This window comes from Sphaerotilus uruguayifluvii (assembly GCF_013294065.1).
Taxonomy (GTDB): Bacteria; Pseudomonadota; Gammaproteobacteria; order Burkholderiales; family Burkholderiaceae_C; genus Sphaerotilus; species Sphaerotilus uruguayifluvii.
In genome coordinates this window covers 84,723-98,765 of sequence record NZ_JABSNM010000010.1, presented here as the reverse complement: position 1 = coordinate 98,765, position 14,043 = coordinate 84,723, and the positions used below count along the sequence as shown (strand labels likewise).

General features: G+C 66.7%; 11 protein-coding genes. 5 read left to right on the top strand and 6 right to left on the bottom strand.

Features of this window, described 5'->3' with window-relative positions:
• Together glyQ and HNQ01_RS12725 are read right to left on the bottom strand one after the other, a co-directional pair.
• Positions 1–972, bottom strand: coding sequence for a glycine--tRNA ligase subunit alpha (gene glyQ, locus HNQ01_RS12730; RefSeq protein WP_149504736.1), 972 nt, complete (start codon positions 970–972; stop codon positions 1–3).
• A gap of 289 nt (positions 973–1,261) precedes the next feature.
• Complete coding sequence (locus HNQ01_RS12725; protein ID WP_353621698.1) at positions 1,262–1,972, bottom strand: nucleotidyltransferase family protein; 711 nt, start codon at positions 1,970–1,972, stop codon at positions 1,262–1,264.
• 360 nt (positions 1,973–2,332) lie between these two features.
• Between HNQ01_RS12725 and HNQ01_RS12720 the strand changes: the two genes are divergently transcribed.
• Positions 2,333–3,865 (top strand): P-loop ATPase, Sll1717 family, encoded by a 1,533-nt coding sequence (locus tag HNQ01_RS12720; protein WP_173805820.1) that lies wholly within the window; start codon positions 2,333–2,335, stop codon positions 3,863–3,865.
• A gap of 645 nt (positions 3,866–4,510) precedes the next feature.
• Complete coding sequence (locus tag HNQ01_RS12715) at positions 4,511–4,876, top strand: hypothetical protein (protein ID WP_173805819.1); 366 nt, start codon at positions 4,511–4,513, stop codon at positions 4,874–4,876.
• Positions 4,877–4,994: 118 nt separating this feature from the next.
• On the opposite strand, the gene HNQ01_RS12710 is transcribed toward HNQ01_RS12715, so the two are convergent.
• Positions 4,995–5,582, bottom strand: a complete 588-nt coding sequence (locus HNQ01_RS12710) for a hemerythrin domain-containing protein (RefSeq protein WP_173805818.1) — start codon at positions 5,580–5,582, stop codon at positions 4,995–4,997.
• A 221-nt stretch (positions 5,583–5,803) separates the two neighbouring features.
• Between HNQ01_RS12710 and tkt the strand changes: the two genes are divergently transcribed.
• Both tkt and gap read left to right on the top strand, forming a co-directional pair.
• On the top strand, positions 5,804–7,861 hold the full coding sequence (tkt, locus tag HNQ01_RS12705; RefSeq protein ID WP_173805817.1) for a transketolase: 2,058 nt from the start codon (positions 5,804–5,806) through the stop codon (positions 7,859–7,861).
• A gap of 79 nt (positions 7,862–7,940) precedes the next feature.
• Complete coding sequence (gene gap / locus HNQ01_RS12700) at positions 7,941–8,942, top strand: type I glyceraldehyde-3-phosphate dehydrogenase (protein WP_149504728.1); 1,002 nt, start codon at positions 7,941–7,943, stop codon at positions 8,940–8,942.
• Between the two features lie 84 nt (positions 8,943–9,026).
• Here gap and HNQ01_RS12695 read toward each other — a convergent pair whose 3' ends face one another.
• Genes HNQ01_RS12695 through HNQ01_RS12685 form a run of 3 tightly spaced genes read right to left on the bottom strand, consistent with a single transcriptional unit; the run spans position 9,027 to position 11,238 of the window.
• Positions 9,027–9,881, bottom strand: a complete 855-nt coding sequence (locus tag HNQ01_RS12695; protein ID WP_173805816.1) for an SPOR domain-containing protein — start codon at positions 9,879–9,881, stop codon at positions 9,027–9,029.
• On the bottom strand, positions 9,875–10,684 hold the full coding sequence (locus HNQ01_RS12690; RefSeq protein WP_173805815.1) for a biotin--[acetyl-CoA-carboxylase] ligase: 810 nt from the start codon (positions 10,682–10,684) through the stop codon (positions 9,875–9,877). Before HNQ01_RS12690 ends, HNQ01_RS12695 begins: the two co-directional genes overlap by 7 nt.
• A gap of 32 nt (positions 10,685–10,716) precedes the next feature.
• Positions 10,717–11,238 carry an SET domain-containing protein gene (locus HNQ01_RS12685; protein WP_173805814.1) on the bottom strand — a complete coding sequence of 174 codons (522 nt, stop codon included), beginning with the start codon at positions 11,236–11,238 and terminating at the stop codon, positions 10,717–10,719.
• Between the two features lie 174 nt (positions 11,239–11,412).
• On the opposite strand from HNQ01_RS12685, the gene HNQ01_RS12680 reads away from it, so the two are divergent.
• The gene (locus HNQ01_RS12680) at positions 11,413–14,016 is read left to right on the top strand and encodes a DNA topoisomerase III (RefSeq protein ID WP_173805813.1); all 2,604 of its coding nucleotides are present in this window, start codon (positions 11,413–11,415) and stop codon (positions 14,014–14,016) included.
• The last annotated feature ends 27 nt before the right edge of the window (positions 14,017–14,043 follow it).

The window sequence follows — 14,043 nt, the reverse complement described above, 5'->3', positions numbered from 1 at the left end:
TCAGTCAGCCTTCTTCGAGTCGTTCTTGGCGGCCTTCTCGGCCTTTTCGGCGTTCTTGGCGGCTTCGGCGTCCAGCTTGGCGATCACCTCGTCGGCCCAGGCCTTCGGGGCCATCGGGAAGCCCAGGCGCTTGCGGCTGTCGAGGTAGGCGGCGGCCACGCTGCGCGCCAGGTTGCGGATGCGGCCGATGTAGGCGGCGCGCTCGGTGACGCTGATCGCGCCCCGGGCGTCGAGCAGGTTGAAGGTGTGCGCGGCCTTGAGCACCTGCTCGTAGGCCGGCAGCGCCAGCTGCTTCTCGATCAGGTGCTGCGCGTTGCCCTCGTGCGCGGTGAAGGCGGTCAGCAGGAACTCGACGTTGCTGTGCTCGAAGTTGTAGGTCGACTGCTCCACCTCGTTCTGGTGGTAGACGTCGCCGTAGCTCAGGCCTTCGGAGAACTTCAGGTCGTAGACGTTCTCCACGCCCTGCAGGTACATCGCCAGCCGCTCCAGGCCGTAGGTGATCTCGCCGGTGGCGGGCTTGCAGTCGATGCCGCCGACCTGCTGGAAGTAGGTGAACTGCGTCACCTCCATGCCGTTGAGCCAGACCTCCCAGCCCAGGCCCCAGGCGCCCAGCGTCGGGTTCTCCCAGTCGTCCTCGACGAAGCGGATGTCGTTCTTCTTCAGGTCGAAGCCCAGCGCCTCCAGCGAGCCCAGGTACAGCTCCAGGATGTTGGCCGGCGCCGGCTTCAGGACCACCTGGTACTGGTAGTAGTGCTGCAGGCGGTTCGGGTTCTCGCCGTAGCGGCCGTCCTTGGGGCGGCGGCTGGGCTGCACATACGCGGCCTTCCACGGCTCGGGGCCGAGGGCGCGCAGGAAGGTCGCGGTGTGGCTGGTGCCGGCGCCGACCTCCATGTCGTAGGGCTGCAGCAGCGCGCAGCCCTGGGCGTCCCAGTATTCCTGAAGGCGAAGAATGATTTGCTGGAAGGTCAGCATGGCAAGGGCGGGCTCGGACGGATGAGGCGGGAGGCCGCGGGCCGCGCGAATCGCACGCTCGGCCCGCGATGAGGATCACGGATTCTAGTGTCGCGCCATGACGCACCCCCCCGCCCCGTCATGCCCGCGCAGGCGGGCACCCACGATGGGCCCACCGCGGTGGCAGGCGTGGGTCCTCGCCTTCGCGAGGATGACGGCGGCGGCAGGCGAGGATGACGGTGGAGGAAGGCGAGGGTGCCGGCGGCGCAAGGCGAGCGTGCCGACGGCGTGCGCGATCGTCGACGGCGCGTCAGGCGGCCGGTGCGCTGTCGCCCTGCAGCGCGGCGAGCTGCGCCGGCGTGCCGACGTTCTCCCAGCGTCCCGGCCACGTCTCCAGCGAGATGCGGCCCGCCGCCACGCCGTCGATCAGCAGCCGGCCGAGCGCGGCGCGCTGGCCCTTGGTGAGCCCCGCGCAGACGCTTGGGCGCATCAGCGCGAGGTTGGCGTAGGTGGCGCGGCCGCCCTCGTGGTCGAAGTCGCCGCCGGGGTGATAGGGCGGGTTGGGCACGACCCACAGGTGCGCGTCATGGCCGCTGTCGACGAAGCGCGCCACCGCCTCCGGCGCGAAGCGGAACTCCGGCGCCCAGATGTCACCCGAGACCACCCAGAAGGCCTTGCGGCCGTCCTCGCAGAGCCAGTCCTGCACGGTTGCGATGCCGCCGCCCGTCTCCAGCGCGCCGCCGAAGTCGCGGCCCTCGTGCGACCAGCGGATCGACAGCCCGAAGCGGCTGCCGTCGCCCAGCACCTCGGGGAAGCGCTCTTCCAGCCAGGCGGTGTTGATCACCACCTCGCGCACGCCGCCGGCGGCCAGCGCGAGCAGATGCCACTCGATCAGCGGCCGGCCGAAGACCGGCAGCAGCGGCTTCGGGGTGGTGTCGGTCAGCGGGCGCATGCGCTCGCCGCGGCCCGCGGCGAGCACGATCGCGCGCGGGGGCAGGGTGGGGCGTTGGGGGGTGTTCACGAGGGTGCAGTGTATTCAGCGTGCGGGTGCTTCGGCCCGCCTCGTGTCTGCAAGGCGCACGTCGTGACCTTTGTCACGAGGGGTAGGGTGTGCCGTCCGTAGACGGAAAAAATGGTAATCGATATGCTGGCTGTCGTTGAAACGATGGCGTAAACGGCAAACCCTGCTGCAGGGTTTTGGTCGATTTCTATAGGGAGGCAAGTATGCAGAAGATTGAAAAATTCCTTGCACCACAAGAAATTGTGTGTAGCAAAGAGGTGGGTGAAAGCTTGCGAGTGGATGTTATGCCAGCAGGGCATGCAGTCTGAATTGCGTTGGGTATCACGGATACAGGTTTATACACCTTTCAGGGAACACTAGATGAGTGCACTCGATTATTTGATGAAGTACGTGAGAACCGGCACCGCAGAAGGCGACCGCTCTTTTCTGGGTGAGATATTCATAGCGCCTACTCAGTTCACACAACTCTGCGCTATCGAACCCGGTGGTATGAGAGTTCTCGTTGGAAACAAAGGCATCGGAAAGAGCGCGGTCGTCGAATGGATCGACAAGGTGGCCAAATCGAAAAAACTGCCTTGTGTACTCATTCGGCCAGACAACATATCGTCCAAAGACACGCCAACATCACCTGACATCGGGTCATTGAAGCGCTTCTATTACGAGGTATTGCTGAGAACGGTGGGGGCGCAAATTGGATCACAGCTCAAAGGAATGCTGAAGGGGGCCGCAGCGAAGTTGCACAACGAGGCACGTCAGCAAGGACTTGCAGAAGAAGATTTTATTCAGAAGTCACTGGAGCTTATTTCGGCTATCTCACTACCTGCCGCGAAGATTAATGGCGTTCAGCTTGCTAAAGAATTGGCGGGAACCAATTCGCCAAGTTTGTTGATTGGCGCCATCAATTCGCAACTGCTTTCATCGGGCAATGTTTTCTATCTGCTTATTGATGACACCGACCAGTTGGCGGCACCCGATCAACCGGCTCACCTGAATAGAATTTGGGCCCTTCTGCTAGCGGTAAGGCGACTGACCGGTGAATGCAGCGCAGTCAGGGCAATTGTCAGCCTCCGTTCAAGCGTTTGGACGCGACTGACCAGCGAGAGCCAAGGCCAAAGAGACCAGACGGATCACATGCGCGGGTTCATGATTCCTCTCTTGGCTGACGACAAACTGATGCAAAGCATCATTCGGAAACGCTTGGAAAATGCGGCGAAGGATGCCGGCCAAACGCGCGTCGATCCGTACACCGTTTTCTTCAACGGCACAACCATGACTCTGCCGACCAGCGATGAGACGCGCTCCTGGGATTCATTTATCGCAAAGTCTGCTCGCGAACGTCCGAGGGATGCAATTCAGCTCATCAAGAATATGGTTGATGCGGCTAAGAAAAAGCCAACGGCTTTCATTGGCAGCGACGAAGCGGGTGAAGCGATGAAAGTTTATTCGTCCGAGCGGCTTGACGACGTTGTAAATGAGTTCTCGCTTGACTGCAAGAACATTCGAGAAATTATTAACACCTTTGCCGACGTCGACTTTGAGTGCGACTTTGAGAAACTTCGACGGCACCTTCTTACGGTTCCAAGCATTGCCTCGATACAGATTCGCGGAGCACAGATCCGTCCAGATAACGATGACGACGCTGTTTCAGTCTTGAGGCTTTTGCACGAAACTGGCTTCCTGAATCCGCGCGTCGTCGATAACACAATGCCACGCGGTTTCCGCCACATTCTGTTCCATGATGACTCTAATTTCGTTAAGCTCGCGAACTGGAATTCTATGCAGGGTGCGCGCTGGGAAGTTCACCCAGCGTTTCGCACGTATCTCATTGGTGTCAAGCAATCTCAGTTGGCGAGGATTGCGCCGGCAAGGCAAGCTGGCCAAGCAAAAGGCTAGATGGAGCGCGCGATGCCCAACCATTCCATGGATAGGACGTGCGTGCTCCGGCAAGCTGGGTCAGGCTTCTCCTGTCAAACATTAGGCCGCACAGCAGCACCATGGTTGCCCAACCGCCAATTCAAGACTTTGAGCGCTTCTGGAATCAGACGCGCGTGCCCGTCCTGTTTAAGCGCGAGCGTCCTGCACCGCTTCTCGTTCGCCTTCCCTTCGCCCCAGATAACAAGGTATGGCTTCGCAACCAAGAGATAAAAAAACCTAGATGGAGCAAGGAGCACCGTGCCTGGGAAGTACCACAGGCTTGGTTCGAAAGAGTAATCAGGTTGTCATTCAATCGCTACAGGGCTTGCTATGTAATTCAATTGTACCGCGAAAAGGAGGTTTGTGCTCCAGCATGCTGGAACGCAGTTGGAGCAGATTGCGAGTGTTCCTGTATGGGAGCAAGCCACGGTTCTGGACGGCCAGCTGGACGCTGGTACGAGGTAAGCGAAACCTTCGCCGTGAGGTGGGGAGTTCAGCGTTACTCAGTTCGTCTGCTGCAGGTGCCGGGTGCGGCCTAACCCCTCGCTCAAGCTGATCCGCTACGGCAGGCGCTGTAAGATCGGGCTCACAACACCCGCCTCCGAGGGTGGCCTAGCTCGAACGTTGAAGAGCAGCAATACAGCTAGCACATTCGTCATCGGTATCGGAATTCTGGTCGTGCTCAACGGCTGTGACGCCGGCTGCGGCAACGAGGTCGCATCAACCATCGAATCCCCGCGGGGCGGTCACGTCGCAGTGATCTTCAACCGAAATTGCGGCGCAACAACTGGCTTCAACACGCAACTGTCGGTTCTGGCGAAAGGTGACTCCGTGCCCAAGGGAGGGGGGAACGCTTTCACGGCCGATGGCTCGCTCGCACTCAAAGTGCGTTGGGTTTCCGAGTCCGAGCTTGTGGTCGCCGGATTTCAAGGCGCGAAGATCTTCAAGCAAGAAAGGCTCGCAAACGGAGTTTCGGTCTCGTATGAGTGAAACGCTGCTGCTCAACCCTACGTTGCAGCGGACGGCTTTGCCATCCGCTGAAATCGCTACAAAGGCATCCCCGCGAAGTCAGGAAACCTCTCCGGGCGAGTGTTCCTGACTCCCGCCCTCACGCCTCCCCCAGCCCGATCGGCGCCGGCGCGGTGTGCACGATGCGGCTGAAGAGCTGCTCGTACTCGCGCGAGGGGGCGTGGCCGGTCAGCGGGTCGCGGTTCTCGGCGAAGGCGGCGTCGAGCTCGCGCCATTCCTCCTCGCCGAGCACCTGCAGCGCCAGCGGCAGCACCACCTCTTCCTCCAGGCGCATGTGCGCGGCGTAGAAGGCGAGGTAGCGGTCCAGCGCGGTCTCGAAGTCGATGCGGCGGTGCTCGCCGAGCATCTCCCAGGCCAGCAGCGCGCGCTCGAGGTCGCGGATGGCGCGCTCGCCGGCGCCGTGGTCGCGGTCGAGGCGGTCGAGGATGTCGGCGGCCGTGTCGCTGTGCTGGCGGATCAGCGGGAACAGCAGCTCGCTCTCCTTGCGGTGGTGCAGCCGCTCGGGAAATTCGTCGATGTAGAACAGCATCGCGCGGATCACGTCGAAGCGCGGCGCCGTGCCCTGCTCGCGCTGGCGGCGCAGCATCAGGCGCAGCGAGTCGAGCATCGCGCGCAGCGCCTGGTGTTCGTCACGGATGATGCGGATCGAGGCGGGGGTGGTGGTCATGCGGGTGTCTCCTGGCGTCGGGATGCCCGCGAGATTCGCAGGCTCGGGCCGCGAGCCCTTGACCGGGGTCAATCCGCGTTGACGTCGCCGGCACCGCCCGGGCACGATGCACGCCCGCGATGTCCGTGCCTGCGAAGCGGACGTCAGGGAGCCCGTTCGCGCCGCCCCGTAAAATCGCGGATTCCTCCCTTCGATCCCTCCTCCCACAGCAGATCGCGCCCATGGCCGCCACCACCGTCTCTCTCTCCACCTCGATGGCCAACGCCATCCGCGCACTGGCCATGGACGCCGTGCAGCAGGCCAACTCCGGCCACCCCGGCGCCCCGATGGGCATGGCCGACATCGCGGTCGCGCTGTGGAAGCGTCACCTCAAGCACAACCCGGCCGATCCGATGTGGCTGGACCGCGACCGCTTCGTGCTGTCGAACGGCCACGGCTCGATGCTGATCTACGCGCTGCTGCACCTGACCGGCTACGAGCTGTCGATGGACGACCTCAAGGCCTTCCGCCAGATGCACAGCAAGACCCCGGGCCACCCGGAAGTCGGCATCACCCCGGGCGTGGAGACCACCACCGGCCCGCTGGGCCAGGGCATCACCAACGCCGTGGGCATGGCGCTGGCCGAGAAGCTGCTGGCGTCGGAGTTCAACCGCGAAGGTCACGTCATCGTCGACCACCGCACCTACGCCTTCCTGGGCGACGGCTGCCTGATGGAGGGCATCAGCCACGAGGCGGTCGCGCTGGCCGGCGCCTGGAAGCTGAACAAGCTGATCGCGCTGTACGACGACAACGGCATCTCGATCGACGGCCAGGTCGCGCCCTGGTTCATCGACAACACCCCGCAGCGCTTCGCCGCCTGCGGCTGGAACGTCGTCGGCCCGGTCGACGGCCATGACATCGACGCGGTCGACGCCGCGATCGCCCAGGCCAAGCTGAGTGCCGACAAGCCGACGCTGATCGTCTGCAAGACCCACATCGGCAAGGGCTCGCCGAACCGCGCCAACACCTCGAAGGCCCACGGCGAGCCGCTGGGCGCCGCCGAGATCGCGCTGACCCGCGAGGCCATCGGCTGGTCGGCCGAGCCGTTCACCATTCCCGCCGACGTCGCCGCCGCCTGGGACTGCCGCGAGGCCGGCGCCGCCGCCCAGGCCGAGTGGGAAGACCGCTACTCGCTGTACGTGCGCGACTTCCCCGCGCTGGCGGTCGAGTTCGAGCGCCGCATGGCCGGCGACCTGCCGGACAACTTCGCCGACATCTCGGTCGAGGCGGTCGCCGCCGCGCACGAGAAGGCCGAGACGGTCGCCAGCCGCAAGGCCAGCCAGATCGCGCTGGAGCACTTCACCGCGAAGCTGCCCGAGCTGCTGGGCGGCTCGGCCGACCTGACCGGCTCGAACCTGACCAACACCAAGTCGACGCCCAACCTGCGCTTCGACGAGACCGGCGCGGTCGTGAAGAACGAGGCCGGCGTCGGTGGCCGCCACATCAACTACGGCGTGCGCGAGTTCGGCATGGCCGCGATCATGAACGGCATCGCGCTGCACGGCGGCTTCATCCCCTACGGCGGCACCTTCCTGACCTTCAGCGACTACAGCCGCAACGCCATCCGCATGGCCGCGCTGATGAAGCAGCGCGTGGTCCATGTCTTCACCCACGACTCGATCGGTCTGGGCGAGGACGGCCCGACCCACCAGTCGGTCGAGCACGCCGCCAGCCTGCGCCTGATCCCCGGCCTGGACGTCTGGCGTCCGGCCGACACCTGCGAGACCGCGGTGGCGTGGACGATGGCGCTGGCCAACCGCAACCGCCCCAGCGCGCTGCTGCTGAGCCGCCAGAACCTGCCCTACGCCGCCAAGACCGGCGCCGACGAGATCACCAAGGGCGCCTACGTGCTGTCCAACCCGTCGGACATCGGCTTCAAGAAGAAGGACGACAAGGCTCCGGCCGCCGTCATCGTCGCCACCGGCTCGGAAGTGCAGCTGGCGGTGGCCGCCCAGGCCGAGCTGGCCAAGGACGGCATCGCGGTGCGCGTGGTCTCGATGCCCTCGACCACCGTCTTCGATCGCCAGAGCGTCAAGTACAAGTCCGAGGTGCTGCCCGAGGGCGTGCCGCGCATCGCCGTCGAGGCCGGCGTGACCGACTTCTGGTGGAAGTACGGCTGCGCGGCGGTGATCGGCATCGACACCTACGGCGAGTCGGCCCCGGCCGGCGTGCTCTTCCAGCACTTCGGCTTCACGACGGACAACGTCGTGGCCACCGTGCGGAAAGTCCTCGGCAAGTGATGCCATCTCGGCTGACACTCGTCTGATTTGTCCAGATTTTCCAGGCTAGTTCCGGTTTTTCTTACCCAGGAGTCCTTCCATGACCATCAAGATCGGTATCAACGGTTTTGGCCGCATCGGCCGCATGGTGTTCCGCGCTGCGGTGCAGAACTTCGCCAACGACATCGAGATCGTCGGCATCAACGACCTGCTGGAGCCGGACTACCTGGCGTACATGCTCAAGTACGACTCGGTGCACGGCCGCTTCAAGGGTGACGTCGCCGTCGAGGGCAACACCCTGGTCGTCAACGGCAAGCCGATCCGCCTGACCGCGGTGAAGAACCCGGCCGAGCTGAAGTGGGACGAAGTCGGCGCCGACATCGTCATCGAGTCGACCGGCCTGTTCCTGACCAAGGAAACCGCCGAGGCCCACCTGAAGGCCGGCGCGAAGAAGGTCATCCTGTCGGCCCCGTCGAAGGACGACACCCCGATGTTCGTCTACGGCGTCAACCACGAGACCTACGACGGCCAGGCGATCATCTCGAACGCCTCGTGCACGACCAACTGCCTGGCGCCGGTCGCCAAGGTGCTGAACGACAGCTTCGGCATCAAGCGCGGCCTGATGACCACCGTTCACGCCGCCACCGCGACCCAGAAGACCGTCGACGGCCCGTCGAACAAGGACTGGCGCGGCGGCCGCGGCATCCTCGAGAACATCATCCCGTCGTCGACCGGTGCCGCCAAGGCCGTCGGCGTCGTGCTGCCGGTGCTCAAGGGCAAGCTGACGGGCATGGCCTTCCGCGTGCCGACCTCGGACGTCTCGGTCGTCGACCTGACCGTCGAGCTGGACAAGGAAGCCTCCTACGCCGACATCTGCGCCGCCATGAAGGCCGCGTCGGAAGGCGCGATGAAGGGCGTGCTGGGCTACACGGAAGACAAGGTCGTCGCGACCGACTTCCGCGGCGAGAGCTGCACCTCGGTGTTCGACGCCGAAGCCGGCATCGCGCTGGACAAGACCTTCGTGAAGGTCGTGTCCTGGTACGACAACGAGTGGGGCTACTCGAACAAGTGCCTGGAAATGGCGCGCGTCATCGCCGGCTGATCGCCGGGCGCGGCGGCGATCCGCTGCCGCTGCTGATGAACGAAGGGCTCCCTCGGGAGCCCTTTTTCATGCCTTCACATGCCTTCAGCGCCCGCAGGGCTCGAAGGCGTGGCCGCTCAGGCGCGGCTTGAGCGCGGCGAGCTGCCGGCGCATGTCGGCGTCGGCCTTGGGGATGCGCACGGTGTGGGTGACGGTCGGGCGCACCAGCGGCACGACGCGCACGTAGCGGATCTTCTGCGCCGTCAGCCGCGCCTGCTGCTCGCGTGCGTCGGACTCGCTGCCGTGGCGGCCGAACAGCAGGCCGGGCAGGTACTCGTCGGGCAGGTTGCGGGCTTCCTCGAAGGCGACCTGCATCTGGCGCAGCTGGTCGGCGCGCCGCTCCATCAGGTCGCGGTTCTTGTACGGGCCGATGTAGACGATCCAGCTGCCGGGCTTCTCGCGGCTGGTCAGCGTCCAGCGGTTGTCGTCGAGCACGCGGCGCAGCGCGGTCTGCGCCGAGCGCCATTCGGCCGGATTGAAGGGGCCGGCCTCCAGACAGACCGGCGGCGGCTCGGCGGGGGGCGCGGCGGCGACGGACGCCGCCGGGGCGGCCGCGAGCGCCGGCCCGGGAGCGGGCGCCGGCAGCGGCGCCGAGGCCGCCTCCGGGGGCGGCGGCGCGGAGGACGTTCCGGCGGCATCGTCGGGCAGGGCGGCCGTCGGCGCCGGGCCGGAGGCGGCTGCGGAGGCGGCCTCGGCGGCGGGCGCTGCGGCGGAGGCCGTGCCGGCCGCCGAGGGCGGCAGCACCACCTGCAGGTGGCCGGGCTCGATCTGAGCGGCCAGCCGCTGCGGCTCGCGGTCGCCGTCGCGCGGCAGCCCGGTCACGCCGTCGAGCCAGCCCTGCGACCAGGCCCAGAAGCCGATGTTGGCCGCCGCGAGCATCACCACCAGCGGTCTCAGCATGGCCGCACGCTCGCTTCGCCGCTGTGGACCATCTGCAGACGGCCGGCCTCGTCGCGCAGCAGCAGCGCGCCGTCGTGGGCGATGCCGCTGGCGATGCCGGCCAGCTCGCCGACCTGCACCCGGCGCCCGGCCAGCACGTCGCGCGCGGCGAAGCGCGCCAGCGCGGCCGCGCCGCCCTGCAGGCCGAAGTCCAGCACCGCGCGCAGCAGCGGCGCGGCGACGCGGTGCAGCGCCGCCGGCGCGTCCAGCGCCGGATCGAGCTCCTGCAGGCTGGCGTGTCCGGTGCGGAACAGCGCCGGGTCGGCCGCGTCCGCCGGCAGCGGCGCGATGTTCAGGCCGGCGCCGATGACCAGCCAGCGCTCGTGCGCGCTGGCGGCGTCGGCCAGCGGCGCGACCTCGATCAGCACGCCGCCGAGCTTGCGGTCCTGGCCGCGCAGCCACAGGTCGTTGGGCCATTTCAGGCCGAGGTGCCCGCCCGCCGGATCCAGCGCCTCGGCCAGCGCCAGGCCGACCACCAGCGACAGGCCGCTCCAGTCGGCCGGCGCCAGCCGCAGGCCCAGCGAGAAGGTCAGCGCGCTGCCGGGCGCCGCGTCCGACCACCAGGAGCGGCCGAGCCGGCCGCGCCCGGCCGTCTGGCGCTCGGCCACCAGCAGCGCCGGCTCGGTCAGCCCGCGCCGGCTGCGCTCGAGCAGCGTGGTGCTGGTCGAGCCGGTCTCCGGCACGATCTCGATGCTCAGCCCCGGGGCCAGCGGCTCCAGCGTCTGCCACAGCGTCTCGGGGTCCCAGTGCAGCGGTCGGTTCATGAGGATGTCGGGAGGGATCGGGGGCAAGCGGCTCAGCGCTTCGGGCCGAGCATCGTACCGCGGCACTTCGGCGATCCGCAGCGGCAGGCGTAGGCTTTCTTCAGTTTCGGGGTGTGGCGGGCATCGATCACGAGCCGGTAGTCGAAGGACAGCTCCTCGCCGGCGGCGATGTCGCGCAGCGCGCGGATGAAGATGCGCCCGTCGCTCTCCTCGCTCTCGCAGTTGGGATCGCAGGCGTGGTTGATCCAGCGCGCGGAGTTGCCGCGCACGCCGCCGTCGATGACCCGGCCGTCCTCGAGGTGGAAGTAGAAGGTATGGTTCGGGTCGGACGGATCGCGCGGGTGGCGCCGCAGGGCTTCCTCCCAGTCGATCACCTCGCCGGCGTATTCGAGGATGATCTCGCCCTGCGCGATCGCCACCTCGGCGAAGACGCCGCGGCCGTGCACGCCGGAGCGTCGCACCTGGATGCGCCGGCGCGACCGCGCCACGGGCGCCGCCGCCGGACCGGGTCCCGATCCGACCGTCACGGTCGGTTGCGTCTTCTTCGGCGGCATGGCGGCGCGAGTTCTGGTTAGATTGGATGTGTGGGCGCGTGCATGTGTGTGCGTGTGCATGGGTGCATGTGCGTGCATGCGTGCGCGTATAGCGCCGATTGTATGAAGCAGCCTGACGCGGGGTCGGTCGCTGCAGCAGGTTTCGCCAGGTTTCGATCAGCATCAAAACTCATCATGAGCAAGTCACTCGTCATCGCCGAGAAGCCGTCGGTCGCCCAGGACATCGTGCGCGCGCTCACGCCGGTGTGCGGAAAGTTCGAGAAGCACGACGACCATTTCGAGAACGACCAGTACGTCGTGACCTCGGCCGTCGGCCATCTGGTCGAGATCAAGGCGCCCGAGGAGTTCGACGTCAAGCGCGGCAAGTGGAGCTTCGCGCACCTGCCGGTGCTGCCGCCGCACTTCGAGCTGGCGCCGATCGACAAGACCAAGAGCCGCCTGAGCGCGGTGGTCAAGCTGGTCAAGCGCAAGGACGTCACCGCGCTGATCAACGCCTGCGACGCGGGCCGCGAGGGCGAGCTGATCTTCCGGCTGATCGAGCAGTACGCGCTGGGCGCGAAGGTGGGCTCGAAGCCGGTGAGCCGGCTGTGGCTGCAGAGCATGACGCCGCAGGCCATCCGCGACGGCTTCGACCGGCTGCGCTCGGACGCCGACATGCGCGGCCTGGCGGACGCCGCGCGCAGCCGCTCCGAGGCCGACTGGCTGGTGGGCATCAACGGCACGCGCGCGATGACCGCGTTCAACTCGCGCGACGGCGGCTTCTTCCTGACCACGGTCGGGCGGGTGCAGACGCCGACGCTCTCGATCATGGTCGAGCGCGAGGAGAAGATCCGCAAGCACGTCGCGCGCGACTACTGGGAAGTGCGAGCCGAGTTCGGCGCCGAGGCCGGGGTCTACGAGGGCAAGTGGTTCGACCCGAAGTTCAGGAAGGACGACGACCTGGAGCGTCGCGCCGACCGGCTGTGGACGCTGGCCGAGGCGCAGGCCATCCAGGAGGCGGTGCGCGGGCGCAGCGCCAGCGTGCGCGAGGAGGCCAAGCCCAGCACCCAGGCCAGCCCGCTGCTCTATGACCTGACGACGCTGCAGCGCGAGGCCAACTCGCGCTTCGGCTTCTCGGCCAAGACGACGCTGTCGATCGCGCAGGCGCTCTACGAGAAGCACAAGGTGCTGACCTACCCGCGGACCGACGCGCGTGCGCTGCCGGAGGACTACGTCGGCGTGGCGAAGCAGACGCTGGAGATGATCGCCGCCGAGTCGATGCCGGGGCCGCTGCAGGAACTCTCGCGCCACGCGGCCAAGGCGCTGAGCGCCGGCTACGTCAAGCCGACCAAGCGCGTCTTCGACAACAGCAAGATCTCGGACCACTTCGCGATCATCCCGACGCTGCAGACGCCGAAGGCGCTGACCGAGATCGAGGCCAAGCTCTACGACCTGGTGGTCAAGCGCTTCATCGCGGTGTTCTATCCCACGGCCGAGTTCATGGTCACCACCCGCGTGACGCAGGTCGAGGCGGGCGGCCAGACGCACCATTTCCAGACCAATGGCAAGGTGCTGGTCAATCCGGGCTGGATGGCGGTCTATGGCAAGGAGGCCGCCGGCGAGGACGCCAATCTGGTCGCGGTGCGTCCGGGCGAGACGGTGGTGGCCGAGGAGGTGGCGCTGTCGGCGCTGCGCACCAAGCCGCCGGCGCGCTACAACGAATCGACGCTGCTGAGCGCGATGGAAGGTGCCGGCAAGCTGATCGAGGACGAGGAGCTGAAGGCGGCGATGCAGGAAAAGGGCCTGGGCACGCCGGCCACCCGCGCGGCCATCATCGAAGGCCTGATCACCGAGAAATACCTGCTGCGCGACGGTCGCGACCTGGTGCCGACCGCCAAGGCCTTCCAGCTGATGACGCTGCTGCGCGGTCTGGCGGTCGAGGACCTGACCAAGCCCGAGCTGACCGGCCAGTGGGAGCAGCAGCTCGCGCAGATGGAGCGCGGCCAGCTCAGCCGCGAGCAGTTCATGCACGGCATCGCCGACATGGCGCGGCGCATCGTCGTCAAGGCCAAGGAATACGACCGCGACACCATTCCGGGCGACTACGCGACGCTGGCGGCGCCCTGCCCGAACTGCGGCGGCGTGATCAAGGAGAACTACCGCCGCTTCGCCTGCACCGGCGCCGACGGCCAGGGCAGCGGCTGCGGCTTCTCGATCGGCAAGATTCCCGGCGGGCGCAGCTTCGAGCTGCACGAGGCCGAGGCCTTCCTGCGCGATCACCACCTCGGCCCGCTCGAGGGCTTCCGCTCCAAGGCTGGCTGGCCCTTCACCGCCGAGCTCAAGCTGGTGAACGACGACACCGTGCCCGGCCGCTGGAAGCTGGAGTTCGACTTCGGCGACGACGCGCGCAAGGAGGCCGAGGAGGCGGCCGAGCCGGTCGACCTGTCCGGCCAGCCCTCGCTGGGCGCCTGCCCGAAGTGCGGCAGCCCGGTGCACGAGCACGGCAGCAACTATGTCTGCGAGCGCTCGGTCGGCACCGCCGCGACCTGCGACTTCAAGACCGGCAAGGTCATCCTGCAGCAGACCATCGAGCCGGCGCAGGTGACCAAGCTGCTGGCCAGCGGCAAGACCGACCTGCTCGAGGGCTTCATCTCGAACAAGACCCGCCGCGCCTTCAAGGCCTTCCTGACCTACGACCGCAAGGAGGGCAAGGTGGTGTTCGAGTTCGAGCCGCGCGCGGCGAAGTTCCCGGCCAAGAAGGCGGCGGGCAAGGTGGCGGCGAAGAAGACGCCGGCCTAGTGTTCCCGACGATCCACGGTCGTCTTT